25 protein-coding genes and 1 pseudogene are annotated in these 24,576 nt (G+C 49.9%); 16 read left to right on the forward strand and 10 right to left on the reverse strand.

From position 1 onward, the window contains the following. Window positions 1-11 precede the first annotated feature (11 nt). The 7 genes from umuC to AC2LB6_RS01465 all read left to right on the forward strand — a co-directional run bounded on the left by umuC (window position 12) and on the right by AC2LB6_RS01465 (window position 5,540). Window positions 12-1,073 (forward strand): translesion error-prone DNA polymerase V subunit UmuC, encoded by a 1,062-nt coding sequence (gene umuC, locus AC2LB6_RS01435; protein ID WP_490092301.1) that lies wholly within the window; start codon window positions 12-14, stop codon window positions 1,071-1,073. Window positions 1,074-1,159: 86 nt separating this feature from the next. After that, entirely contained in the window at window positions 1,160-1,414 is a 255-nt protein-coding gene (locus AC2LB6_RS01440) for an EexN family lipoprotein (RefSeq protein WP_490092108.1), read from the forward strand. A gap of 172 nt (window positions 1,415-1,586) precedes the next feature. Next, window positions 1,587-2,033 (forward strand): DUF2778 domain-containing protein, encoded by a 447-nt coding sequence (locus AC2LB6_RS01445; protein WP_490092109.1) that lies wholly within the window; start codon window positions 1,587-1,589, stop codon window positions 2,031-2,033. Window positions 2,034-2,035: 2 nt separating this feature from the next. Further along, window positions 2,036-2,263, forward strand: a complete 228-nt coding sequence (locus AC2LB6_RS01450) for a hypothetical protein (RefSeq protein ID WP_490092110.1) — start codon at window positions 2,036-2,038, stop codon at window positions 2,261-2,263. Between the two features lie 187 nt (window positions 2,264-2,450). Continuing rightward, complete coding sequence (locus AC2LB6_RS01455; protein ID WP_490092111.1) at window positions 2,451-2,801, forward strand: hypothetical protein; 351 nt, start codon at window positions 2,451-2,453, stop codon at window positions 2,799-2,801. 351 nt (window positions 2,802-3,152) lie between these two features. After that, window positions 3,153-4,391, forward strand: coding sequence for an IS110 family RNA-guided transposase (locus AC2LB6_RS01460; protein ID WP_490092112.1), 1,239 nt, complete (start codon window positions 3,153-3,155; stop codon window positions 4,389-4,391). A 177-nt stretch (window positions 4,392-4,568) separates the two neighbouring features. Further along, window positions 4,569-5,540: a hypothetical protein gene (locus AC2LB6_RS01465; RefSeq protein WP_490092113.1), complete on the forward strand. Its 972-nt coding sequence runs from the start codon at window positions 4,569-4,571 to the stop codon at window positions 5,538-5,540. A gap of 690 nt (window positions 5,541-6,230) precedes the next feature. Here AC2LB6_RS01465 and AC2LB6_RS01470 read toward each other — a convergent pair. The 6 genes from AC2LB6_RS01470 to AC2LB6_RS01495 form a co-directional block, all read right to left on the reverse strand. Beyond that, window positions 6,231-6,479: a hypothetical protein gene (locus tag AC2LB6_RS01470; protein ID WP_490092114.1), complete on the reverse strand. Its 249-nt coding sequence runs from the start codon at window positions 6,477-6,479 to the stop codon at window positions 6,231-6,233. 150 nt (window positions 6,480-6,629) lie between these two features. After that, on the reverse strand, window positions 6,630-6,866 hold the full coding sequence (locus tag AC2LB6_RS01475) for a hypothetical protein (protein WP_490092115.1): 237 nt from the start codon (window positions 6,864-6,866) through the stop codon (window positions 6,630-6,632). Between the two features lie 116 nt (window positions 6,867-6,982). Next, a complete protein-coding gene (locus tag AC2LB6_RS01480) occupies window positions 6,983-7,414 on the reverse strand; it encodes a hypothetical protein (protein WP_490092116.1) in 432 nt (143 codons plus the stop codon). 70 nt (window positions 7,415-7,484) lie between these two features. Further along, window positions 7,485-7,829: a hypothetical protein gene (locus AC2LB6_RS01485; protein ID WP_490092117.1), complete on the reverse strand. Its 345-nt coding sequence runs from the start codon at window positions 7,827-7,829 to the stop codon at window positions 7,485-7,487. A gap of 345 nt (window positions 7,830-8,174) precedes the next feature. Next, window positions 8,175-8,420 (reverse strand): hypothetical protein, encoded by a 246-nt coding sequence (locus AC2LB6_RS01490; protein WP_490092118.1) that lies wholly within the window; start codon window positions 8,418-8,420, stop codon window positions 8,175-8,177. A gap of 450 nt (window positions 8,421-8,870) precedes the next feature. Continuing rightward, complete coding sequence (locus AC2LB6_RS01495; protein WP_490092119.1) at window positions 8,871-9,755, reverse strand: LysR family transcriptional regulator; 885 nt, start codon at window positions 9,753-9,755, stop codon at window positions 8,871-8,873. Window positions 9,756-9,884: 129 nt separating this feature from the next. Here AC2LB6_RS01495 and AC2LB6_RS01500 point away from each other — a divergent pair, with 129 nt between their 5' ends. The 4 genes and pseudogenes from AC2LB6_RS01500 (at window position 9,885) to AC2LB6_RS01515 (ending at window position 14,417) form a co-directional block, all read left to right on the forward strand. Beyond that, window positions 9,885-11,282 carry an amidohydrolase family protein gene (locus AC2LB6_RS01500; RefSeq protein ID WP_490092120.1) on the forward strand — a complete coding sequence of 466 codons (1,398 nt, stop codon included), beginning with the start codon at window positions 9,885-9,887 and terminating at the stop codon, window positions 11,280-11,282. 14 nt (window positions 11,283-11,296) lie between these two features. Continuing rightward, window positions 11,297-11,764 (forward strand): annotated as a pseudogene (locus AC2LB6_RS01505) (DMT family transporter). A gap of 57 nt (window positions 11,765-11,821) precedes the next feature. After that, complete coding sequence (locus AC2LB6_RS01510) at window positions 11,822-12,682, forward strand: SMP-30/gluconolactonase/LRE family protein (protein ID WP_490092121.1); 861 nt, start codon at window positions 11,822-11,824, stop codon at window positions 12,680-12,682. A 394-nt stretch (window positions 12,683-13,076) separates the two neighbouring features. Beyond that, window positions 13,077-14,417, forward strand: a complete 1,341-nt coding sequence (locus AC2LB6_RS01515) for an MFS transporter (RefSeq protein WP_490092122.1) — start codon at window positions 13,077-13,079, stop codon at window positions 14,415-14,417. Between the two features lie 316 nt (window positions 14,418-14,733). On the opposite strand, the gene AC2LB6_RS01520 is transcribed toward AC2LB6_RS01515, so the two are convergent. Next, on the reverse strand, window positions 14,734-15,756 hold the full coding sequence (locus AC2LB6_RS01520) for an AraC family transcriptional regulator (protein ID WP_490092123.1): 1,023 nt from the start codon (window positions 15,754-15,756) through the stop codon (window positions 14,734-14,736). Window positions 15,757-15,816: 60 nt separating this feature from the next. On the opposite strand from AC2LB6_RS01520, the gene AC2LB6_RS01525 reads away from it, so the two are divergent. Further along, a complete protein-coding gene (locus tag AC2LB6_RS01525) occupies window positions 15,817-17,019 on the forward strand; it encodes an MFS transporter (RefSeq protein ID WP_490092124.1) in 1,203 nt (400 codons plus the stop codon). A 515-nt stretch (window positions 17,020-17,534) separates the two neighbouring features. Next, on the forward strand, window positions 17,535-18,188 hold the full coding sequence (locus AC2LB6_RS01530; RefSeq protein WP_490092125.1) for a helix-turn-helix transcriptional regulator: 654 nt from the start codon (window positions 17,535-17,537) through the stop codon (window positions 18,186-18,188). A 14-nt stretch (window positions 18,189-18,202) separates the two neighbouring features. On the opposite strand, the gene AC2LB6_RS01535 is transcribed toward AC2LB6_RS01530, so the two are convergent. From AC2LB6_RS01535 to AC2LB6_RS01545, 3 genes are all read right to left on the reverse strand, one after another. Then, the gene (locus tag AC2LB6_RS01535) at window positions 18,203-18,841 is read right to left on the reverse strand and encodes an acyl-homoserine-lactone synthase (RefSeq protein ID WP_490092126.1); all 639 of its coding nucleotides are present in this window, start codon (window positions 18,839-18,841) and stop codon (window positions 18,203-18,205) included. A 736-nt stretch (window positions 18,842-19,577) separates the two neighbouring features. Beyond that, window positions 19,578-20,525, reverse strand: a complete 948-nt coding sequence (locus AC2LB6_RS01540; protein ID WP_490092127.1) for a hydroxyacid dehydrogenase — start codon at window positions 20,523-20,525, stop codon at window positions 19,578-19,580. Then, window positions 20,525-21,217 carry an RraA family protein gene (locus AC2LB6_RS01545; protein WP_490092128.1) on the reverse strand — a complete coding sequence of 231 codons (693 nt, stop codon included), beginning with the start codon at window positions 21,215-21,217 and terminating at the stop codon, window positions 20,525-20,527. Before AC2LB6_RS01545 ends, AC2LB6_RS01540 begins: the two co-directional genes overlap by 1 nt. 173 nt (window positions 21,218-21,390) lie before the next feature. Here AC2LB6_RS01545 and AC2LB6_RS01550 point away from each other — a divergent pair, with 173 nt between their 5' ends. The 3 genes from AC2LB6_RS01550 to AC2LB6_RS01560 all read left to right on the forward strand — a co-directional run bounded on the left by AC2LB6_RS01550 (window position 21,391) and on the right by AC2LB6_RS01560 (window position 24,422). Further along, a complete protein-coding gene (locus tag AC2LB6_RS01550) occupies window positions 21,391-22,101 on the forward strand; it encodes an IclR family transcriptional regulator (RefSeq protein ID WP_490092129.1) in 711 nt (236 codons plus the stop codon). A gap of 281 nt (window positions 22,102-22,382) precedes the next feature. Further along, a complete protein-coding gene (locus AC2LB6_RS01555) occupies window positions 22,383-23,363 on the forward strand; it encodes a DUF1852 domain-containing protein (RefSeq protein WP_490092130.1) in 981 nt (326 codons plus the stop codon). A gap of 27 nt (window positions 23,364-23,390) precedes the next feature. Then, window positions 23,391-24,422, forward strand: coding sequence for a methionine synthase (locus AC2LB6_RS01560; protein WP_490092131.1), 1,032 nt, complete (start codon window positions 23,391-23,393; stop codon window positions 24,420-24,422). Window positions 24,423-24,576: the final 154 nt, after the last annotated feature.

Raw genomic sequence — 24,576 nt, forward strand, 5'->3', positions numbered from 1 at the left:
AAGCACCAATAATTTCTGTAGATTTTCCATTCCACATAAACGGTGATATGTCAGCGCGCATGATGGCCATACTGGGCGAGATGGCCGCGGGACAGGAAGTCTACTCCATCGATGAGTCATTCCTGGACGTTACCGGGATTGGCAGACTTATCCCGCTTGAGACATTTGGCCAGCAGATGCGTGAGCGCATCCGGAGAGAAACCGGACTGATAATCGGCGTGGGTTTCGGACCGACCAAAACGCTGGCCAAACTGGCTAATCACGCGGCCAAGAAATGGGCGCAGACCCGGGGCGTCGTAGATCTGTCTGACGAAAGCCGGCAACGAAAACTTCTGCATCTGACTGACGTCAGTGATATCTGGGGTATTGGTCAGCGCATCAGTAAGCGGCTGAACCAGCTGGGGATCACCACGGCCCTGCAGCTCGCGGACAGCAATATCAGCATGATACGCAAGAACTTCGACGTCATTGTCGAGCGCACCGCGCGGGAACTTAACGGCGAGTCCTGCCTGGCACTGGAAGACGCACCGCCGCCTAAGCAGCAGATAGTGAACTCACGTTCTTTTGGCCAGCGCGTTACTCAACTGGAAGACATGCAGCAGGCAGTCGTACTGTATGCCACGCGTGCGGCGGAAAAACTCAGGGAGCAGAATTCACGCTGCCGCCATATAAGCGTCTCGATTGCCACCGGTCGTCACGGAGATGAACCGCAGTATTCAAATACGTCCTCACGCATATGCGATTATCCGACGAACGACACGCGGGACATTATCGAATCAGCACTTCGTGGGCTTAGCACTATCTGGAAGGAGGGTTACAGGTATGCGAAAGCCGGCGTCATGCTGGGTGATTTTTACCAGTCAGGCGTGGCGCAGTTTGACATGTTCAGTGAGCAGCAACCCCGTGCAAATGCAGACGCACTAATGGCCGCGCTGGACGCTATCAATCGATCCGGCAGAGGAAGGGTATTCTTTGCGGGACAGGGTGAGCATGACAGTGCATGGCAGATGAAGCGCGAAATGCTGTCGCCGCGCTACACAACCAGATTAAAAGACATACCAAAAATAAAGTAACCACGTTTTCGCAGTCTCTGCTTCGTGCACCCGACCGCGCAGGTGGTCTATAATTCCTGCCGCAATTAACTCAATAAAATGAAGATATGATGAAAACAGGACTGATTTCACTGGGTTTACTGGCAACCCTGCTTACCGGTTGCGATGCTGGCGCGCAGAGCCTTGAGTGGTATAAGGCGCACGATAAGGAACGTAACGCAAAAGTTGAAGAGTGCAAAAAAGCGTCCGACCCACGCAGCACCGAGGACTGCCGGAATGCGATAGATGCTTCTGTTCGCGCTGACGGCAATATTACAGAGAGTAAACCTAAAGAGTGGACTCCTGATGGTCCCAAGAGTTAGCTGAGAATGAGCCCGCCGTCAGGCGGTTTTTTATGCTCTTTCCCGCACAATTAGCATTGCACTAATAAATGGCAACATTTAACTTTAGCATCAGTTGGTCCTACTATATTTGCACATAAAGAACAGAGTTCTCATGTCATATAGCTGCTACTTTCTTCTCAATCGTCGGGAAATGGCGAACCTCAACTGCCCCGGTATTGGTACTTTTCCAGCCTTCTCAGGTCAAAAAGAAGGCCGGAACAATCCAGAAAAAACTAACGTACCTGATATAGGGCCGATTGTTCGTGGCCGCTATTTTATCGTTGAGCGGCCTACGGGAGGACGGTTGGGGCCGTTCAAAGAACGTTTGCTGAAAGATATCTACGGAACGGATCGCTCAACGTGGTTTGGGCTCTTTCGTGACGATGGGAAAATTGATGACTACACGTTTGTTCAGGGAGTTAAGCGTGGTAATTTCCGTCTGCACCCCATTGGGCCATTAGGGCTGAGTGAAGGCTGCATTACTCTTCAACACCCAATTCAGTTCAATTACATGCGTGACATGTTCCTGAAATCCGGCCCGACGTTGAACATTCCTGGTAGCCAGCTCAAAGCCTATGGAACGATAAAGGTATACTAACGATGCGCATTATTTTACTGGGTTTAGTGTTTGTTCTTTGTGCGATAGCATTCTCAAAGGCTATTGCTGTCATAGTGCCGGTTACATTCTTCTATGCCATCGCCGGTATTTTCAATATCAGTGGCGATGAAGCAACTATCGAATTTGTACTTACAGCCAATATCATTCTTTCTGTCATTATGTCTTTTGTACTGGTATGGGTGCTGAAAGGTTTGTTCAGAAAACGTTGAGCATGGCTGTATGAGTATCATTGATTAGAAAATTGACTCTGCTACCAGGATATTCAAGGAGTAGAGTGACGTCTTTGTTACCAAACACTCTCATTTACCTTCAAAGTGCTCCAGAGAAAGGGAGATTACGTTAAGAATTAATCGCTTAGAAGCGTCAGAGAAACACCTGGCACAAAAAACGAAGGTAGTGAGTGAAGAAAAGCGAAGAAGGGCAGTCAGAGTGGCGTGCGAAATCGCTTTTCAAATCTGTCCGGTAGACCTGCCTGTCGTGGACGAATCACTCAGGCAACTGCTATCAGGATATCAGTTATCGATCGAGCAGGTTTCAAAACTGGAATGGCTGGTCGCACAGCTAGATGAAGAATATTTTAACCTGCAGGATATTCAGAACGAAGATATGGAATTAAATTCCCAGGCTTTGCATTTTTTAGCCAGGCACGCGCAGTATCAGCTCTTGCTTGCGCCGGGAGAGAGGATTCAATTGAGTCAGCAACCGAAGCAATTATTGAAGCAGCCTCAGCCATTGAGGATGGATTGATTTTGAATGCAGTTTTTTCGGTTCTGTCAGAGATTTAATCGACAGCTATATCATGGTCCTGCAAGGTCCGCTCTTCGCTCACAGCGAACCTTGCAGCACGTATGTCCGCTTTGTGCCAGATATAGTCATTCGAACCCTGAGGGTTACACTTTTAAGTGATTCAGGGTATGCGCTTACTGGTTACGAATATTGTGCCAGAATCATGTGATCTGATGATTGCCGCTTTGCTTTCGAGCCAGTAAGTGCTCCACGTTCGCTAACGAATACTCAGGGCATGCAGATAAACTGCTGACTATATTTCTCTCGAAGGGCGTGGAATGCATACCAATCCCCGGTTAAAAGGAGTTGGTGATGACTGCTATAGATCTGTTTGCTGCTCATGTTGGTCTGGATTGGGCGGATAAAAAGCACGATGTCTGCGTTCAGTTTAAAAACGGTGAGCGCACATTCCATGTGATTAACCATACGCCGGAAGCGCTTGATAGCTGGCTCAATGAGTTGCACCAGAAGGTCAAAGGCAGGATCGCTATCGCCCTTGAACTGAAGAAAGGCCCGGTAGTATATGCTCTCCAGAAGTACCCCTTTATTACTGTCTTTCCCATACACGCGTTATCACTGGCCCGCTATCGGCAGACCTTCTGGCCAAGTGGTGCGAAGGATGATCCTCAGGATGCCGAGTTGGCGTTAGATCTGATGCTACGCTATCCCCAAAAGATTAAAGCCATCGAACCCGACAATGCTGATATCCGTTTACTTCTACAACTAGTCGAGCAGCGTAGGCTGCTGGTAGAAGACAAACGCCGCTTTGTTAATCGGCTCATTAACACGCTTAAGCAGTATTATCCTCAACCCCTGGAATGGTTCTCGCATCGGGACAGTTCATTGTTCTGTGAGCTCATAATCCGCTGGCCAAGCCTGCAACAGCTCAAACGTGCCCGGAGTGATACCGTCCGTCATTTTATGAACGCAAGAGGTGGTCCCGCTGTTGCGTATACAGAACAGCGGGTTACAAGCATTGCCAACGCGATTCCCCTGACCACTGATAAAAGTGTCATTGAGGCGAACGCGCTAATGGCAACAGCTCTTGCATCACAAATCAAACTTGTAGGTGAACTTATCAGAACCTACGACGAACGAATCGAATCGTTATTCGATACGCTTCCGGATGCAGAGCTGTTCAAATCACTACCGGGCATGGGGCCGTGTATGGGCCCACGTATGCTTGCCGCACTGGGTGATAACCGCGACCGCTTCAACAGCGCTGAGGAAATTCAAAACTACGCAGGTATTGCTCCGGTGACTGAACGGAGTGGCCAGAAATCCTGGGTTCACTGGCGATGGCAGTGTGCCAAGTTCGTCAGGCAAACCTTTGTCGAATGGGCTGCCAAGACGGTTAACTCATCATACTGGGCCAAGCTGTATTATCAGGGGATGCGAGAAAAAGGAAAATCTCATCAATCAGCGATCCGGGCTCTGGCATTCAAATGGATAAGGATTATTTACAGCTGCTGGAAGACCAGAACCCGTTATGACGAAGCGAAATATTTGCTGGCACTGGAAGCGCGAAAATCGCCCTTACTAATGCCGTAGAAAGCTTGTCGAATGTCTCAGGGCGTGAAGCGGACATTGAATCATCTTGATAAGTTAATAGGAGGACCTTAAACATCACGTTTGCTAAAGCTTTCACCCACGCTGCCGTTACTTTTAGCTATAGCCATCAGCAGTAATCACGGAATGACTTATGTTTAGGCCGGAGAGAACCCAACTATGAACGTCAATACATCTACCAGTGCTTATAGCTATGTACAGAATACATCTGGAAATGTTGTTAAACCTTCCAGCGCCCAACCTGTCATAGACAGCAGCGCTATGGCAGCGCAGTCAGCCTCTTCAAGCCAGTCTACGATCAGTGGGCAGGGACTGATGATGTCCCGTCTTTTTGGTAATGTAAGCTCGCTACCTGAGACCCAGATACAGCTTACCGCCAGTACACAAGACATGGATGCCTCTAATTTCCTGACAAAAAGCGATCTTAGTGCACTGTCAAATTTGTATGCACGGGCACAGGGTCAGGGAACCGACCTTCAATATGTTGATGATATTGCTCGCGATTTAGGGAGTTACAGAAAATTTGGCAGTGTTGAAGCAAACTTCAATGATGGCAATGTTTACGATAACAGCGGTCGCGTTCAAACAGTGTCCTTTACGGACAAAGATGCAGCAACGGCATCCCGTATTCTGAATAGCGGTAATCTTTCCAGCTCTGGCCTCGATCACGCTTTTCTGAAATTCGAACTCGACCCCGGTTATTCCTTCAGCCACGCTGCGAGTTTTGACTATCTGGAGTCCATTGTGAATGGCACTGGTAGCAACGTGACCTCTCCAGACCATAAGCAGACGTCTCAGTTCGCAACATACGTCAGCCAGGGGCAAAATAATTACGCGATAACGACTGCCTCTGAAGCCACACTTAAAATTGATGAACCGGATTCCATCAGCAAAGACGGCGTATTTACAGTCACTGAGACCGGCAAAAAGCATGGGTTCAGATTAGAAGGTAATGACGTAGTACAGGATAAGGACTTCAGCGTGGCTGACATGCAGTCCGGGAACGGGATCACTGCCACGACGTTACTGGATTACTTTGTGAGTCAAAATAAATCAGAAGAAAACAATTCAGATAAACCAGCCACGTTGTTCGATTATCTGTTCACATCTAAGTCAGCTAAAAAACAGTAATAATAAAACCTGATGCATCTTTTTGAGCAACAGTGAATTGCTAGGTTTAATCCAGACGCTTCTCTGCCATTACTACTCCAGGCACAACGTCCGCTCCTCGCTCATAGCGGACGTTCATCGCCTGCAACCACTACGCGTCTTTGATACACCCTCTTTGGTTGACATCAAACACAACCGCTCACCCTTTCCCCGCCGTGCGCGTGACATTCAGTCCGCTCCGGTGGTGCGTGCGGCTTCCGGTGTTGCCCACGCCTGCTCCGCTTTACGCCCGGCTGCTGTGGCGGTACGGTGCAGGTGAGGCCGTGCAACCATTAACTGAGGAGTAGATTATGCCGGGCTGGTGTGCAAACAGGCTGCGTGTTACCGGCCAGGCGGAAGGGGCTGAGGCCAGGTTCCTGTCAGAGGAGTCGACAGAGGCCGGGCGGGAGCTGGACCATTGGATGGTGCCGAATAAACTGCCAGCGCTCAGGCTGGTACGATGCGGTGCTTTTTGAGGAGGGGCGGGATTTGCAGGGGCTGGTAGAAAACGACTGAAATGACGCTACCGGCTTTAGCCGTTCAGGGCCTGTAGCACGGTGTCTCAGCATTGCTCTGCTGTCTGCTTAGTGGGTATGAGGTCGCCGGAGTAATCAACCTCCGGCAGACCGTGTTAACGGCATACGAATAATTACCTTGATGCCTTAGCTCCGCTCATCCCGGGAGAACCATCATGTCCTCCCTGATTCCCGCCGCTGCCACCCTGACCACCGACACCGCCAGGACCCGCATCGCCTCCGTTTCCGCCATTACCTGAACCGTCACCATTACCTCCGTTTCCGCCATTTCCTCCGTTTTCACCCCCATTACCGCCGTCGCCGCCATCTCCGTTACTGCCAGAACCAGCATTTCCACCGTCTCCCCCGTTTCCGTCACCGCCACCATCACCACCGTCGCCACCATCGCCGTCTGCCCATGCCGCAGTGCTGAATATTCCGGCTGCGAGAGAGGACGTTACAGTGAATACGACAATGAAAGGTCTCAGTAATGCTGAGGTCAGAATAATGAGGTATACAACTTTCATGAGAAGGTTTTTCATATCACCCCCCTGCGTTATGAATTATATGCCGCCGCCATCACCACCATCACCACCATCACCACCATCACCACCATCACCACCGGGTGAATTATTCCCGCTTCCTCCATTGCCACCATTCCCTCCATCTGCACCGTTTGTGCCTCCATCTCCGCCATCTCCGCCATTTGAGTTGGAGCCTGTGCCAGCATTACCGCCGTTACCGCCATTCCCTCCGTTTTCACCGGCACCACCGTCTCCGCCGTTTCCGCCATCAGAAATCAGTGACAAAGAATCAGGTGAAGGGGCCGGGTATGCCGCAGAGGCATAACCATAATGTGTAAAAACCACCATTAGCAGAGCGGAGCACCTTAAAAAAGTACGGCATCGTTTACAGATGTTGTGACTGATCATTGTTACCTCCATCACCGCCTGCACCTCCGGGGGCATTATCTGTTGACCCACCATCACCACCGTTTCCACCATTGGAGCTACCCTGTGTATTTTGATGATGTTTGTGGTGTTTGTGATGTGGTGCAGTCCCGGCGTTTGCACCGTTTGCACCGTTTCCACCATTTCCACCATTGCCACCTGAAGCAGAACCGTTACCGCCGTTACCTCCGTTCAGACAGTCAGTGCCAGCCATGCCGTCTTTACCATTTTCTCCGTCAGGCGAAGTGGCATTGCCATCCTGTCCGTTCTGACTTTCACAGGCAGACAACTGGATAGTGTTCTGCGGGAGTGTCTGACTGAATACCGGCAGGGAAAAAAGCAGCCCTGCAGATAGCGGAAAAAAAATCAGAGTGTTGTGCAGTTTTGACATAAAAGTTTCATCCTTTAATTAATGGCCGCCTTTATGAGGCGACCATATTTAGTTAGATTCTGCAGCCTGATTACGCACCGCCGCCGTCACCACCACCGTCACCACCATCACCGCCGCCATCACCGTCACCGGAACCATTGCCGTTAGCTGAGCCGTTGCCCGTGCCGTTACCATTACCGCTGTCGTTCCCGTTACCGCTGCCGCTGTTATTACCGCCATCGCCACCTGGACCACCGGGAGAATTGGCACCCGTACCACCGTTCCCGCCATTACCACCGTTAGCATCTGCGATAAGTAAGAAGGTATGTGCGGAGTGATCAGTCAACGGTTCGTTATGTAACGGTGCGGCGACAGAGAGTCGCGCCGCAGAGAGGACAAAAACACCTAAAGCAAAAGTTAATTTTTTATGTCTCATAATCCATCCTTAAAGGTAATAAATACATGAGATAATTGTTGGCTCATCCCGTAGCTAATGAGCTATTTAATTAAAGTTAAGTTAACTGACAAATAAAAACAAATGAGTGTAATAAAACGTTTTTCCTTGTTTTTAAATGTTTTTGATGGATTTTTAAGGAAGAAGAGGGAGATGTAAATTAATGGATAAGTGATTGATAGTTATTGCTGTCTGTAGTCAATAATTATCCTGCTAACAATTTACTATTTTTATATAAATATACATATTACATTTTTATTAAAGGCAATGTGCTTAGCAAAAAAAAGAAGGCGACAATCCTAAATGCAGAAAAAGAAAAACCAAATATTATTTTAGATAATAAATCTGAACTTTAAGTGTCATAGTGATGGAGCAACTGTTTAACCCCGTCTGATAGATTTTTCTGAACCTGTGAAATCCTGAAATTTCAGGAAGCGCTGCAATAACTAATGCAGGCACTACCTTAACAGGTAAAAAGATCTGCTGTATGCCGTGCGAGCCGGAAAATAATGGTGCTGTGAGAGCGTTCAGCGTGCAAGCGGTCTGGAGTATCTGCGGCAGTTTTTCAGACAACCGACTCCCGGACATGGCCCTCTTCGGCTCCCCGGCGTTGCCGGGTCGTTAGTCCTGCTGCGCTAACTGGCTTTGCCGGTAAGTTCCGCCGAACCCCTCCGGGTTTTGGACAGAGAGCCTGATGGCTGAGGTCAATGGCTGCAACCGGCTGTTGCCGGTGCGTTGACTACCCCTGTGTTTGTCATCGTTACACCGCAAGTCATTACTTTATCGACTACCTGGAGGCGTAACTCGCTGTTTTCGATCAGGGAGACAAGAATGTTTTGGCTTCATGGATTGTTAAGGGTCGATGCTGATTACGTGGAAGTAGAATTGTTCTACCTGCACATCAGAGTAGCCGGGAAAACCGAATCTTCACTCCTTCCGGAAACGATCATGCATTTATGCTGGAAAGCCCTATACCACAACAGCTCAACGCATGTGCAGCCATTAAATTCAGACGCGATAATGTCAGAGGATGCTGCTCATCCAGTCAGCAAAAGCACGCACGGCGGGAGAGAGAAAACGCTGATGTGGATAGAGCATCGTCACCGGCATCGAGGGTGGCTGCCAGTCCGCCAGAACCTCGACCAGTTTGCCTTGCTGCAGATTCTCCGAAATCACATTCTCAGCAAGCTGCGCCAGCCCAAAACCCTCAAGACACAGTTTGATATAGAGCCCCGTTTCGTTAACGGCTGCATTGCCTTCTACCGGAACGGACAGTGCCTGCGTGTCTCGTGTAAAACGCAGTTCATTGATCCGTCTTCCCGAAGCGGAAAAATAATGGATCGCCCGATGCTGTGACAACGCTTCCGGCGTCTCAGGAACGCCGTACTTCCTGAGATAGTCCGGCGAGGCGCAGGTCACCCAGCGAAACCGGCCAAGCGGACGGGCAACCAGCGTGGAGTCGGTTAATTCCCCGGTTCTGATAACGCAATCTACCCCTTCCTGAACCAGATCGACCTGCCGGTCGCTGACACCAATCATCAGGTAAATATCCGGATAAAGCCGGTAAAAGTCTTTCAGGTTGGGCATGACGATGAAATGGGCGATCCCACCAGGCATATCAACCCGCAGCCTTCCCTGGGGGCGTCTGACGGAATCAGTCAGGCTGGATTCACTATGTTCAATCAGCGACAGAATCTCCCGGCATTGCGCCAGATACTGCAGGCCTTCAGGCGTGAGGCTGACCCGTCTTGTCGTGCGGTTCAGAAGACGCACCTGCAGGTATCTCTCCAGGTTTTTTATCGTGCTGGTAACGGTGGAAGAGGGCAGTGACAGTGTTTCTGCCGCGCGTACAAAACTCCCGGCTTCAGCAACCCGCGTGAAAACCTGCATAGCCTGAATCCGATCCATCGTCCTGCTCCTGGGTAAAAGTAAGTCAGATTATTCGCGAATTATGAATTATGAAAACGCTTTAAGCATCTTTTTCAGGCTAATGGCGTGGCGTAACGTTTCCCCATTGATCAGGAAAGAGGCAAGTTAATGACCGATTACATCAGAAATATTGTTAACAATCAGAATGTCACTTCACAGGCTACGTTGATTCGTGGCGCGACGATACTGAGCATGGACGAGAACGTCGGTAACATTGAACACGGTGATATTCTTATCAACGGTTCCACTATTATCGCCGTGGGCCAGAACCTCAATGTGTCGGGTGCGCATGTCATTGATGCCACCAACATGATTGCCATGCCGGGAATGGTCGATTCTCATCGTCACGCATGGGAAGGACAGCTGCGTCACATTAATCCAAATGCCACCTGCCTGGATGACTACAGCAATGCCACACACTTCTCGTTCGCTAAATATTACCGGCCTGCCGATATCTATGTCGGCAACCTGCTGACGGCGCTGGGCGCTATTGACGCGGGTATCACCACGATGATTGATAATTCGCACAACAGCCGAACCGCAGCACATTCCGATGCCGCCGTCGAGGCCCTGCTTGATACCGGCATTCGCGCCGTTCATGCTTCCGGCGCACCGGTAGCCGGCGAATGGGATAAAGCGCACTGGCCGGGAAACTGGCAGCGTCTGCAGGATAAGTATTTCACCAACAACCCTGAAAGCCTGGTCACTCTCGCCGTCATGGCGCAGCTGGATACGGAATTGTGGGCCGAGGCCCGCAGACTGGGACTGTCGATTGTCACTGAGTTTTTTGGAGCTGAGATGGGGTCTGAACTTGCGTCACTGCATCAGCAGGGGCTGCTGGGTCCGGACAATATCTTCAATCACTGCACGGCATTGCCTGACAAAGGCTGGGAAATTCTGCGGGAGGCCGGTGTCCGGGTGAACGTCTGCCCGCGTTCAGATTCGCACTATGGCATTGAAAGTGGAATGTTCGCCATTGAGGCCGCGCAGCGTCATGGTATCAATCCTGGCCTGAGCGTTGATAACGAGACGTCATACAGCACCGACATGTTTATGGAGATGCGCGTGGCCTTTTACCTGCAGCGGGTGATGGGCATGCATCAGCAGCAGTGCTGCGATTCTGAACATGCGCTGAAAACGCTTCCGGCGGCGCAGCTCCTTAAAGCCGCGACTCTGGATGGCGCAGCCTGTGCAGGGCTGCAGGACAAAGTGGGCAGCCTGACGCCAGGCAAGCAGGCTGACCTGGTGCTGATTAACGCCAGTGATCTCAATCTTTACCCGTCCGGGAATGCCTTTGGCACGGTAGTGCATGCCGCCGAGCGCAGCAACATCGACACCGTCATGATCGGCGGACGCATCGTTAAACAGAACGGCAAGGTGCTGGGGGTAGACGGCGCGCAACTGCGTGCGGCGATTGATGAGTCGCGTGAGCACCTGTTTGCCGCCGCTGGCTTCCAGCCTGACATATTTGCTGACGCCTTCCTGCCGCTGGTGCAGGCAGACTGACCGGGATGAAAAGCATGATCTATTACGTAATCGCTTTTGCCGCAGGTCTGGGGATCACCCTACAGACGACCCTGAACAGCTAGCTGGCAAGGGGACTGGGCGGCGACCCGGTCACCGCAGCGCTGTTTTCCTTCACGGCGGGCGCGTTCAGTCTGGGGATGTACGCGCTGCTGCGGGGTGGGCTGATGACATCGTTAGCGGCGATCCCGTCGCAACCCCTCTGGAGTCTGACGGGCGGACTGATAGGCGCATGTGCCCTGTTCAGTTATGTCGTGCTCGCGCCAAAAATTGGATTTTCAGCTCTGCTCGGGCTGGCAATTGTCGGGCAATTACTTTCGTCGCAGATGATTGACCATTTTGGCTTGCTGGGCGCTGTGCGGCGTCCGGTTTCGTTACTCAGGCTGGGGGGAATGGTTGTCATGCTGATCGGACTTGCCGTGATGCTTTTCGGCGATCGGCTCTCTGCACGTTTTCTGCAGTAACTGCGTTATCCACTTTTCCCCTCGTGCAGTACGATCTTTTTTATCCGGAGGATTAACATGTTTTCAATTGCAGCTGATGTCAGGAATACGCTGGGAGAGTGCCCGCTGTGGTGTGAAAGAACCCGCAGGCTCTACTGGACTGACATCGAAGCCAGCGAGCTGCTTGCCCTGCAAGAAGGCAATGATGCTGTGATGCGATGGTCGCTGCCTGAACGCCCTGGCTCCTTTGCCCTGACTGAACAAAGTCACATCCTGCTGATGGGACTCGCGTCCAGGCTGGCGTTCTATGATCTCAACACCGGGCTATTTACCCCAGTGGCCGCTTCACCGGGAGATACCGGTACCCGCATAGGCGATGGACGGTGTGACCGTGCCGGTAATTTTGTCTTCGGGACGATGGATGACAGTTATCCCGTTAAAGTCATCGGGAAGTTTCACCGGCTTAACGCGGCGACGATGACTGTTGAGTCGCTCAAACTGCCCGTTGTCGCTATCCCCAACAGCATCTGTTTCAGCCCCGATGGTAGAACGCTCTATTACTGTGACTCGATGCAGGGTCGGATAATGTGCTGTGATTATCCCTCGCTACAGAACCAGCGCGTGTTCGCGAAAACCGAAGGCAACGGCGCGCCTGACGGCTCCTGCGTGGATGCGATGGGCTATCTATGGAACGCTGAATGGGGAGGGAATCGTGTTGTCCGTTACTGTCCGGATGGGTCCACAGACACGATTCTGTCATCCCCTGGTTTCCAGAGCACCTGTCCGACACTGGCCGGAGAAGGTTTTACCCGTCTCTATTGCACCACGGCTTCAGTGGGGCTTTCTGCGCCATCCATTTATGATGGTGCCTTGCTGAAAGCTAAGTCCGCAGTAAATGCGGGTATGCCTGAGAGCCGGTTTGAGGGACAGGTGTTTTAATGGCTCTGAAATCCCTTGCAGGCAGGTGGCTGCCAGGGAAGGGCGCTGCAGGATACCTTTTCTCTACCAGCCAGCCTTTACGTAATCCCCAATGAAAAGTTCGTACCGATATTAAAACTCACCACTTGAGGCTTGCACTCAAAACATCCCCGTTCCCTCATCGTCGCCTCAGAAAAAAGTCGCTCAACTCAACTCCGTTAACAACATGCTCGTCACACAAACCAAAACTGATGAACACTTTTCTGTGACAAATAACACAACCTGATTACATCTTCCGGCGGGGATGAATTTTAATCGTGATAATGGTTTTACTGAGTACATTATTGTTTTACAGAGTGCAACAAGACGCTTTGCGTATTACCCGTGAAGCGATGACAAAATTGTGAGGATCATCATGTCTGAAAAACAGCACATCACGACTTTCTCTGCCGATATTGAGCAGCAGACCGTTAAGAAGGTGGTCTGGCGCATTTTGCCCTTCCTGATTATTTGTTATCTGATTGCCATTATCGATCGCGGCAACATTGGTATGGCTTCGTTGCAGATGAACGAAGATCTGGGCTTATCGAAAGCGGTATTTGGTTTTGCGAGCAGTTTGTTCTTCGTTGGTTACTTCCTGTTCGAAGTCCCCAGCAACCTCGCCATGCAGAAAATTGGCGCAAAAATCTGGATCTCTCGCATCATGGTGTCGTGGGGCATTATCTCTGTCTGTACTGCTTTTGTTGAAAGTGCCAACACCCTCTATGTTCTGCGCTTTTTACTGGGTGCGGCGGAAGCTGGATTCTTCCCTGGTGTCATTCTTTATCTGACTTACTGGATCCCCGGTAAGTATCGTGCCCGTGTGATCGCGACCTTTATGGTGGCTATCCCGGCAGCAAACTTTGTTGGATCGCCGATTTCAGGTCTGATTTTGTCACTGGATGGCTGGTACGGCATGCGCGGCTGGCACTGGTTATTCATCCTGGAAGGTATTCCAGCGGTGATTCTGGGGATTGCAGCCTTCTTTTTACTGAGCAATCGCCCCTCAAATGCCAGTTGGTTGAATGAGGAACAAAAAGCGTGGCTGAACAGGACTCTTGAAGCTGAAAATGCGAAGAAGAAAGCGATTGGGCATATCTCTCTCTGGCAGTTACTGCGTCACAAACATATCTGGGTGATGGCGCTGATCTATGCGGGTGCGTCTGCGGCTGGTTCAACATTGAGCGTCTGGTCTCCGCAACTGCTTAAGTCGTTCGGTCTGGATAATCTGACAACTGGCCTGGTGAATGCGATTCCTTATGGTCTGGCATCGATTCTGATGATTGTCTGGGGAAAAAGTTCTGATCGCAGCGGCGAGCGTCGCTGGCACACCGCCTTAACGCTGTTCCTGATTGCTGGTGGACTGCTTTCTGCTTTTATCACCAACAGTCTGACCGGCAGCGTTGTGATCCTGTCGCTGGTATTAATCGGTGCCTACTCAATGAAAGGGCCTTTCTGGGCGCTGGCATCGGGATGGATGTCATCCACCACGGCGGCTGCAGGTCTGGCGGCTATCGGTGCGATGGCGAATCTGATTGGCGGGGGATTGATGGTCAACATTTACGGTATCATTAACCAGGCAACAGGTAGTCATACGCTGGCCATGGTGCCACTGGCTATTCTCTGTGGTATCGGGGGCATCGCCGTACTGGTCATGGGGCGCAAAAAAGAGTTATCCATAGAAGTTGAAAACAGCGCTTCGCCAGTCAGTAAATAATGCAAACCCCGCCTGCAGGCGCTGAGCTAAGTGTCTGCAGGTGAGACTTTGCAGCTTTCTTCCTGCCATCAGCATCGTTTTAATCCGGCTGGAGTAAAGATGCTGTCAGGTTACTTATCAGGCTAATGGCTCACATCTTATGATCCTGGCAAATTCTGCATCTACGCCCGGTTGCTCTGTCCCATAAGCAGTGAGAGGCCAGGAGCCGGCATTTGAGAAAAAGCGAGACGTTCAGAGATGAAGAGTCGTTCACGCTCGGCGCGTTGTGTTGTGATCTACCTTCAGGACTGAATGTATTGAATAATAACTATATATTTCATTCAGTAAATGATGAATCGCTTTTGGCTGGTCGTTGCCGCATAGCACCTGGCGGATATCCATTGATGCGTTTGAAAGCTCTGCTGAATGCTGCCTGTGAAGCATAGCCAAGTCGTAAAGCGACGGTGTCGATCGAGATTTTATCATGAATGATCCAGTGACCAGCGAGGCGCATTCGCACTTCCCTTGCATAGCGCAGGGGAGGTACTCCAATGATTGATGTAAAGCGTTCAGCAAAAACAGAACGTGACACATGCGACTGGGCAGCAAGCTCAGCAACAGACCACTCCCGACTCGTATCGCGATGAATGGCAAGAATCGCACGGGCAAGCCGTGGATCACGTAGCGCAGCGATAAGGCCAGCGGCATTCTCGCTGCCGTTTTCTATCCATCCACGCACGATCATGGCAGCAGCAACTTCTGCCAGGCGTGCCAGAATGCCTGCGAAGCCAGCGCGTCCGGAACAGATTTCAGATTTCATCGCGCCCAGAATGGGCACCAGCCCAGGATAGATCTGTTCATTTGCCTCAACCACTATGGCTTGCGGCATCAGTTTGGCCAGGCCCTGCATTCCACCGAGATCGAACGCCATACAGCCATAAAAGAGAACTGTGCTGGGTGTCGGATGCGAACTGGGGCAGGTATTAATGCCGCTGACGGCCTCGCCTAAAGGTGCAGAGCCCAGCGTGTCAATATGTTGAAAGGCACAGCCAACATCCGATATAAGCTGATGCTCCTCACCCTGGGGCATAAATACCATGCTGCCGGCTTTCAGTTCGTGAATTGCACCGTCGTTTGTGCGTAGCAGTGCAGTACCTACCGCAATGTAATGAAAATAGGCATGTCCCGGTCTGTTACTAAAGCCGATGCCAAATTCAGAGCCAGTCTGTAAACGACGATATTGCACGCCACGCAGGCGCATCTCCAGCAGCAGTTCACTGACGAGTTCGGATGACAGGACAAAATGTTTATTCATATACATGTCCGGAGTTTCGGGTAAAAAATCAGGATGTGGCATCATAGATCGTCCAGCTTCTCAGCTCTAGACTTGGAACTGAAATTTTTTCAGAAAGAGTATGTTATGAGAAATGAAGCAACAGAAGCTGTATCCGCTAGTCTGAATCGTTCAGAACCCAAAGAATCCGCATGGATGGCTGTTATTTCACTGACTATGGGTGTGTTTGGATTGCTGACTGCAGAGTATCTTCCTGCCAGCCTGTTGACACCCATGGCCGCCGATCTTGGTGTGACAGAAGCGCTTGCTGGTCAGGCTGTGACGGTAACGGCTGTGGTAGCCCTGTTTGCTGGTCTGATAGTTCCCCGTCTGACGCGTAATTATGATCGCCGAAGTGTCTTGCTTGGTTTTACTGTGCTTATGATTGCCTCCAACCTGCTTGTCGCACTTTCATCGAGTCTGGCAATTTTGTTAGTGATGCGGATTCTGCTGGGCATCGCGCTGGGAGGCTTCTGGAGTATGGCTGCAGCCGTAGCTATGCGGCTGGTCCCTGCAAAAAGTGTCCCGCGTGCTCTCTCTATTATTTTTAGCGGTATCGCCGTAGGCACCGTCATTTCTATTCCGCTGGGGAGTTACTTAGGAGGGCTTTATGGCTGGCGCAGTGCATTTATCGCTGCAACCGTTGTAGGCGTGCTGACACTAATTTTTCAGCTGTTTACGCTTCCTGGCATGGCTCCACGCAGAATGATGGTAACGGCGTCTGTCATTGATGTCCTTCGCCGCCCAGGCATTGCGATTGGAATGACAGGATGTGTTATTGCGCATACGGGTCAATATGCATTATTTACATACATTCGTCCGGCTCTTGAAAACATTGCTCATCTGGATTCAGACCATTTATCTTTAATACTGCTTGGATTCGGCATGGCTAATTTTATCGGCACGCTGCTGGCCGGGTGGCTGATGGAAAGAAGCCTGCGTCTTACCCTGATAGTGATGCCGGCACTTGTTGGTTTAGCGGCACTGAGTATGATTTTATTGCCACTGCAAGACAAAGGATTGATGTTGTTCGTGGCATTGTGGGAGATGGCTTTTGGTGGCGTACCCGTGGCGTGGTCAAACTGGGTAGCGCGTTCCGTTCCCGATCAGGCTGAAACGGCGGGGGGAATGGTAGTCGCAGCAGTACAGTCTTCAATTGCTGCTGGCGCTGCGTTAGGAGGCGTACTCTTTAGTTTCAGCGGTGTAACAGGTGTTTTCATCACCGCTGGGTGCATAATGTTTCTTGCCACGCTCGTTATTGGACTAAAAGTGAAGGTCGCGATGACCTGATCATTTCGAATATGAGCCCGTTTTAAATAAGGGCCAGCTGAATCCGATGGCTGGCCTGCACACTCAATGCGCTGACAGCCGACCTTAATCTCTTCATTGCCGGGATGCCTGTCATCAATCGTCACGATGTTGTGGCTGGCCTTTCTATTATCCAAAAGTCATTCTTTACAATTCATTCATTAAGCATTTTTTGATAAGAAAAGATGCTTTTGTCGGTTCACTCAGACCAGCAATGACTCGAAACCGTAAATTCTTATTTGGATGTTACCGATGATAATAGTGTTCTGTCTGGATCCTGATCCCTTTGAGTAATCTCGTGAGCCATCCGCATCTCCATCTTTATAAAGGAGAAATATTCGAAATATTGCTGTATGATGCAAAGCATTTAACCCGCTAGCTGGGTAAAATACGATTCACAACAGCGGATGAAGCGGATTATACTTGTTTACCCACTCAACTCTAAGGTAGCAACTCACGTGCAGGATACATACTACAACGACAAAAGGATAAATTCGTTGCTCCAGGATGAATTGAATGCGTTCTTTAAGGACTACAAAGGTATCATCTATGCATATGCTATTATGAATAAAAAAGACCCCTCACAGATGCAGATTATTAATAATAATCCAGAGTGGTTTGATGTTTATCTTGAAAGAAAATACCAGTTTATTGACCCCGTTATTATTCGTGGTCTGCGCTGCGTTGAAGACTATTCCTGGGAGAATAAAGTCATCTTGTCTGAAGGTTACAACCTGACGCGGATTTTCAATGAAAGTGTTCAGTATAACATTTACCAGGGACGGACATTTCCTCTGCATGACTATCTGAATAATCTGGTTTTGTTATCTGTTATCGGTCTGAAAGACTCTGATAACGATATTGAAAGTTATCGTCAAAAATTTATCAGCTTTCTTACTAAGTTGCATCAGAAGACGCTCAATCTATATAGTCAGCACCATCAAAAAAAGAATGTTTTTTTGTCACCACGTGAGCGACAAATTCTTAAGTGGGTCAGCGCCGGGAAAACATATGCCGAAGTTTCTATTATTTTGTCTATTGCGGAGCGCACCGTTAAATTCCACATGGGCAATGTAATGAAAAAGCTCGGTGTTAATAACGCCAGACATGCGGTAAAACTTGGCGCAGAACTCCAGTTGCTGGACAACTGAGCCAAATGCTTTGTTTAAAGATCGCGTAAATGCGGTAGCATCTCACGAAGCCAGTCGCTGGCTTTGTCCTTGACAATAATGTCTTCAACGATGCTTTCACTGGCAGGCATGAAAATATAGTAGATAACTTCTCCCTTTTCAGAAAGCCCTTTCTGGATAACTTCTATTTTCCAGTTCGCATGGCGAAATATAGCATACATACCGCGACTGACCACTGCATACATTCCCCGATATTTTCGCTTCATGCAAAACATAATCATTGCGAGAAATAAAACTTTACTGGCGGGCAAACCCTGCAGATTTGCAGAGTCACGTTTTTCTTTATCCAGAAAAAGGCGGCTGATTTCACAACAGGGAATGTCTGTGGGGAGGTTATTGATACCTGAAAAGTAATGATGGAAAATTTCGCTCATCATCGTCGGATCCGTTGAATCGATAAATCGTGCACCACATAGCAACTGCCCATCGTACATGCCCAGCAGGTAAGTTGTGTTTTTGTTGTCAAATCTATCCTTTTCCATGCCGTCAATGCATTCGACTTTCCAGTCAAGGCGTTCCTGAAAAGTTTTCCTTCTGAGACGATATAATTCGGTCGCTAATTCAACCGATAACTCATCATAATCATGCAAAAAAAAGTCAATAACAGAATTCATTCACTCAACCTTAATAATCACACGTCGGAACTATTACCCCTGCCCTTTAGGACAGCTTTTATTATTACGTTTAGTCCCTATAATAAGAAAAGTTCCTGACGATCAAGCACTCAAGATGCATAGGGGTCAGGAGGTCTAAGAAAGATGCAGCACCAGGGAAATCCACGCGAGATTATGTAGTATTTGAAGTCTCGGGTATAGAGTCCAAGAAGCATTCAAGCAATAACAATATTAAAATGCGGAAAAAATCAATTAAGTATCATTTGTTCATTGCCCCTTGTAGTGTAAAGGGGCAAAATTTCCTGTTCAGTTAGTTCACGTCAAATTGTAATATTCCGCACAAAGCGAGCCACATCATCGTTCATTTCATAGCTAAACACTAACCGCCTGCGTCAATGACAGGTGTGTTTGGGGTGACAGCAATACCCACGAATTTACCCGGTTTGGTTATCGTGATACCAAAGCCCGTGGGATGGAATCAGCCCTTCGCTATCTGCTCAGCCTGACACCTTTAAAGTTGGTAATCCCTTATCAGGGTAGCTTTTTTGCTTCTCACTTCTTTATAGACTGCCCCGGTGATCGGGAAACTGTAGCAGGAATATCGGATTAAGGGCAGAACGAAGACGATATAAAAGAGTAGGGCAGCCGTACCTATCCTGTAGCGAGGCTGCCTTACTGCGCAACCCCGAGTCAAAACGGCTTAAGACGATGTTAAAACCCAGAGTCACAAGCTCGTCTATACCGCTCTTTCACTTTTCAGCGGTTCCGCCAGCACGTTCAGAATGTTACTGACCGCTGCTGTGCCCATCTTCACATAAGAGCTATCGCTGACGCCGCCGATGTGTGGCGACAGAATCACCTTCTCAACACTCTGCCAGGTATGCGGAGCCGTCAGTGGTTCAGCAGGGAAGCTGTCCAGTGCTGCCCAGGCGACGGTGCCATTATTCAGCGCCGCTAACAGCGCATCCTCATCAATAAGACCCCCGCGTGCGGTGTTCACCAGAATGGCGCCTTTTTTAAACATTGCCAGTTTCTCTGTGTTAATCATCTGACGCGTTTGTTCAGTCAGCGGGCAGTGCAGCGAAATGACATCAGCCTGTTGCAGTAAGTCGTCAAGAGAAGAAGATTCACACTCATCAGGAAAAGTTCTGGCAAAGGGATCATAGGCGAGCACCTTCATGCCAAAAGCCCGTCCAATGCGGGCCACACGACCGCCAATTGCGCCCAGTCCTACCAGACCCAGCGTTCTGCCTTCCAGCTCCACCGACTTATGGGTGGATTTGTCCCAGTGTCCCTGACGCATACGCTGATCCAGCGTTATTACCGATTTAGCGCAGGCCAGAATCAGCGCCCAGGTATGCTCAGCCACGGCCGCTGCGTTGGCACCTGGCGCAGACTGCACACTGATATGACGTTCAGCCGCTGCCTTTTGATCAATAACGTCGATGCCGCTGCCGTGTTTGGAAATGACGCGCAGGGCAGGCGCGGCATCCATGATGCGGGCGTTAACTTTTCCATAACGGACGATAATCGCCACCGGATTATGCTGCTGGCAGAGCTGGAACAGGACGTTTTCATCGGGCTGTTTGCCAGCATAAACAACGTTGAACTCATGCAGCAGGCTTAACGCCTGCGGCGCCAGATCACCAGCCGTGACCAGAATGACGGAACGTGAGGGTGTCATTACAGCGTCTCCCCATCGGCCAGCATGCCAGCGGTATGCAAAGCTTTCTCTAACCACGGCGCGCGTAGATCTCCATCACGAATGGCGGCAATGCGGCCGATCTCGAAATCCAGTTTTTTCTGCGCCATTTCAATAAGCGAAGGAACCTCTTCACGCGGCAGAACCACCACGCCATCAATATCACCAATAACGAGGTCGCCTGGCTGAATGGCTGCACCCGCGACAGAAACAGGGAAATTAACGCGTCCCGCAACAGACTTGGTCGGGCCGCAGGGATTCAGACCTGCAGAAAAAACCGGGAAGCCGTTAGCGCTGAGTGAATCCGCGTCACGGACCGCGCCATCAATAATAATTCCGGCGATGCCGGAGGCGGCGGCCTGGGTGGCCATGATCTCACCGATCAGCGCACAGCTGATATCGCCTTTGCCATCGACCACAATCACATCGCCAGGTTTAGCAATCGCCAGCGCAACGTGGATAGCCAGGTTATCACCCGGTCGGACTTCAACGGTGATAGCAGGGCCGGCGACTTTCATCGTGGAGGAGACAGGTTTAACGCGACCGTGCAGCGTTCCACGACGCCCGGCAACATCAGCAAGTATTGCTGCCTGAAACTGAGCAGCCTGTTTTACGAGCTCTGGCGCGATACGGATAATGTCGCGATTGATGAAGGTATTCTCTGCATTTGGCATAGATCATTCCTCTTAAGTTTTACCAGGTACAATCATGTTGTACAATATAAAACAACTGTATCTATGTTAATTCAGATCGCACCAGTGTTAAGCGTTCATTTGTGATGTAAATACGATGTGAATCACAAATTGCGCGGTAAACTGCCTGCCGTCGCACACAGGAGGACGTACTGATGGGGAATGAAGGCGTAATTGCCGTAGAAAAAGCGCTGGCGCTGCTGGATTGTTTCAAACCTGGCGAGGAGTCGCTGACGCTTACTGCCCTGGCGCAGCTTTCGGGCTACCATAAAACGACGGTTTATCGCCTGATGAACTCACTTGAGCGCATGAACTATGTGATTCGCCGCGACAATGGCGTTTACACGCTGGGCCCCAGACTGCTTTATCTGGGCAAGCTCTATGAACAATCCTTTCATCTGGCCAGTATTGTTCAGCCTGAGCTTCATGCACTGGCGACCGCAACAGGCGAAAGCGCCTCATGGTATGTGATTGAAAACGAGCAACGGCTCTGTCTTTTCAGAGCCGAGCCTTCGGAAGGACTGCGTGAAACGCGCCTGCCGGGCACGTTTTTGCCGCTGGATAATTCTGCTATCGGACAGGTGCTTCGCTACTGGGGTCTGAGTGAACCTCTGTTTGACACTGCACCTGAGCTTCCGCTGTTCACGTCAGGTATGCGCGATCCGCATATCGCAGCCTTCTCAGTACCGGTGTTTGGCGAAAATGATAAACTGATCGCGGCGCTGGCACTGACCGGGCCGGCATCACGCCTGACGCAGTCAGCGCGTGACGGTGGGTTGGGCAAACTGATGAAAGAGGTGGCCAGCAGGCTCTCTGTAAAATCAGGCGCACACAAAGTAATGTGCGATAATTTCTATAAAATTTAGCGGTCAGCTTAACCCGCCTGCTGCAGGGCTTTTAACACAAGGATTTATTGGCCAGAGTTAAAAGCCTCGCTCTCTTCATGAAAAAACGCCCACTTTGCTGCCTCAACATGAATTTCCTTCATGTTCGTTGAAATTTAATCACTTTTTTTCAACTCATTGTTGAGGCATAAAGTAAGAATTGTTAATAACTTTGAGTCATATGAATACTTGTTAAGGGACAGCATCTCTGGATAACCCCTTAAAGAAACCATTCATATCAGCGACCAGGATACCCGATAGCGATGAACAACTTAGCCTTTACCCTTAAGCGCATTCGTTTCGACGAAAACTATAACCCTTCGAAAAATACGCGGGCGACGACTAACTTCGCTAATTTAGCGCGCGGCGAAAAGCGTCAGGAAAATCTGCATAATGCCCTGGCGATGATCGACAGCCGTTTTAATGCGCTGGCACACTGGGACAATCCAAAAAGCGATCGCTATTCTGTCGAACTTGAGATTATTTCTGCTGAGCTGAATCTTCGTCCCGAAAGTAATGACGAATTGTTCCCTGCGATTGAAATCTTAAAAACCCATATCGTGGATCATAAAACTGGTCAGCGCATTGAAGGGATTGTCGGCAACAACTTCTCATCCTACGTGCGTGATTATGATTTCAGCGTCGTGCTGACTGAGCACAATAAAGGCCAGACAGAATTCAGCCTGCCGGATGATTTTGGTCAGCTGCACGGCAACATTTTCAAAAGCTTTGTGAACTCAGCGGCCTATAAAGAGAGCTTCAGTAAATCTCCGGTTATCTGCCTGAGCGTATCGAGTAAAAATACCTACGTGCGCACCGGTAATCAGCATCCGGTACTGGGCATCGAATATCAGCAGGATGCGCCTTCCCTGACTGACTTTTACTTCGGTAAAATGGGCCTGAAAGTGCGTTTCTTTATGCCGCAGGGCAGCGTTGCGCCTCTGGCTTTCTATTTCCACGGTGATCTGCTCAGTGATTACACCAACCTTGAGCTGATCAGCACCATCAGTACGATGGAAACTTTCCAGAAGATCTATCGCCCTGAAATTTATAACGCGAATTCTGCAGCCGGACTGTGCTATCAGCCCACGCTGCAGCATCAGGATTATTCGTTAACCCGCATTGTTTACGATCGCGAAGAGCGCAGCCGACTTGCCGTCGAGCAGGGCAAGTTTACTGAGGCGCATTTCATAAAGCCTAATCAGACACTTCTCGCGCAATGGTCTGCTGAATTCGTTCTTTGATTAATTAAAAATAGAAGGTCACCTGCTATGAAAACCTTATTACCGACATCCACTGCTGGCAGCCTGCCTAAACCTTCCTGGATTGCGCAGCCAGAAGTGCTCTGGTCACCCTGGAAATTGCAGGATGACGAGTTAATTGATGGCAAAAGAGATGCGCTGCGTCTGTGTCTGGACGATCAGGTTCGGGCCGGTATTGATATCGTCAGTGATGGGGAGCAGACCCGTCAGCACTTCGTGACGACTTTTATTGAACATCTCAGCGGCGTGGATTTTGAAAAGCGCGAAGTGGTTCGCATCCGTAATCGTTACGACGCAAGCGTCCCGACCGTGGTGGGTGAAGTCTCACGTCAGAAGCCCGTGTTTGTTGAAGATGCGAAAATCCTGCGTAAGCTGACCGATCGTCCTATTAAGTGGGCGCTGCCGGGTCCGATGACCATGATCGATACCCTTTATGACAATCATTACAAAAGTCGCGAAAAGCTGGCCTGGGAATTCGCCAAAATCCTGAATCAGGAAGCCAAAGAGTTAGAAGCGGCCGGTGTGGATATCATTCAGTTTGATGAGCCAGCATTTAACGTCTTTTTCGATGAAGTCAATGACTGGGGTATCGCTGCGTTAGAGCGTGCTATTGAAGGTCTGAAGTGCGAAACCGCCGTACACATCTGCTATGGCTACGGCATTAAAGCGAATACCGACTGGAAGAAGACGCTGGGCACTGAGTGGCGTCAGTACGAAGAGGTGTTCCCGAAACTGCAGCGTTCGGCTATCGATATCGTTTCACTGGAGTGTCAGAACTCGCGCGTTCCGATGGACTTGATCGAGCTGATTCGCGGTAAAAAAGTCATGGTCGGTGCCATCGATGTGGCAACCCATGAGATTGAGACGCCTGAAGCAGTGGCTGAGACGCTGCGCAAAGCGCTGCAGTTTGTGGATGCTGAAAATCTCTATCCTTCAACCAACTGCGGGATGATCCCTCTGCCGCGTCAGGTTGCGAATGGCAAACTTCACGCGTTAAGTGCTGGCGCAGAGATTGTCCGCAGAGAGATTCTGGGGAAATAATCTTTTCCTGTTGCTGAGATTTATAACAATGCCGCTAACCGCATCGCATGGATACACCGTCGTCAGAAGGCGGTTTTTACTGTGATAGTGGCAGCGGACGTTAATTCAGCGTGCCTGTAAGGGCAAAAAGCACCTGATGGTGGCGACCATCCTT

The organism is Pantoea sp. RCC30.1 (assembly GCF_058148845.1).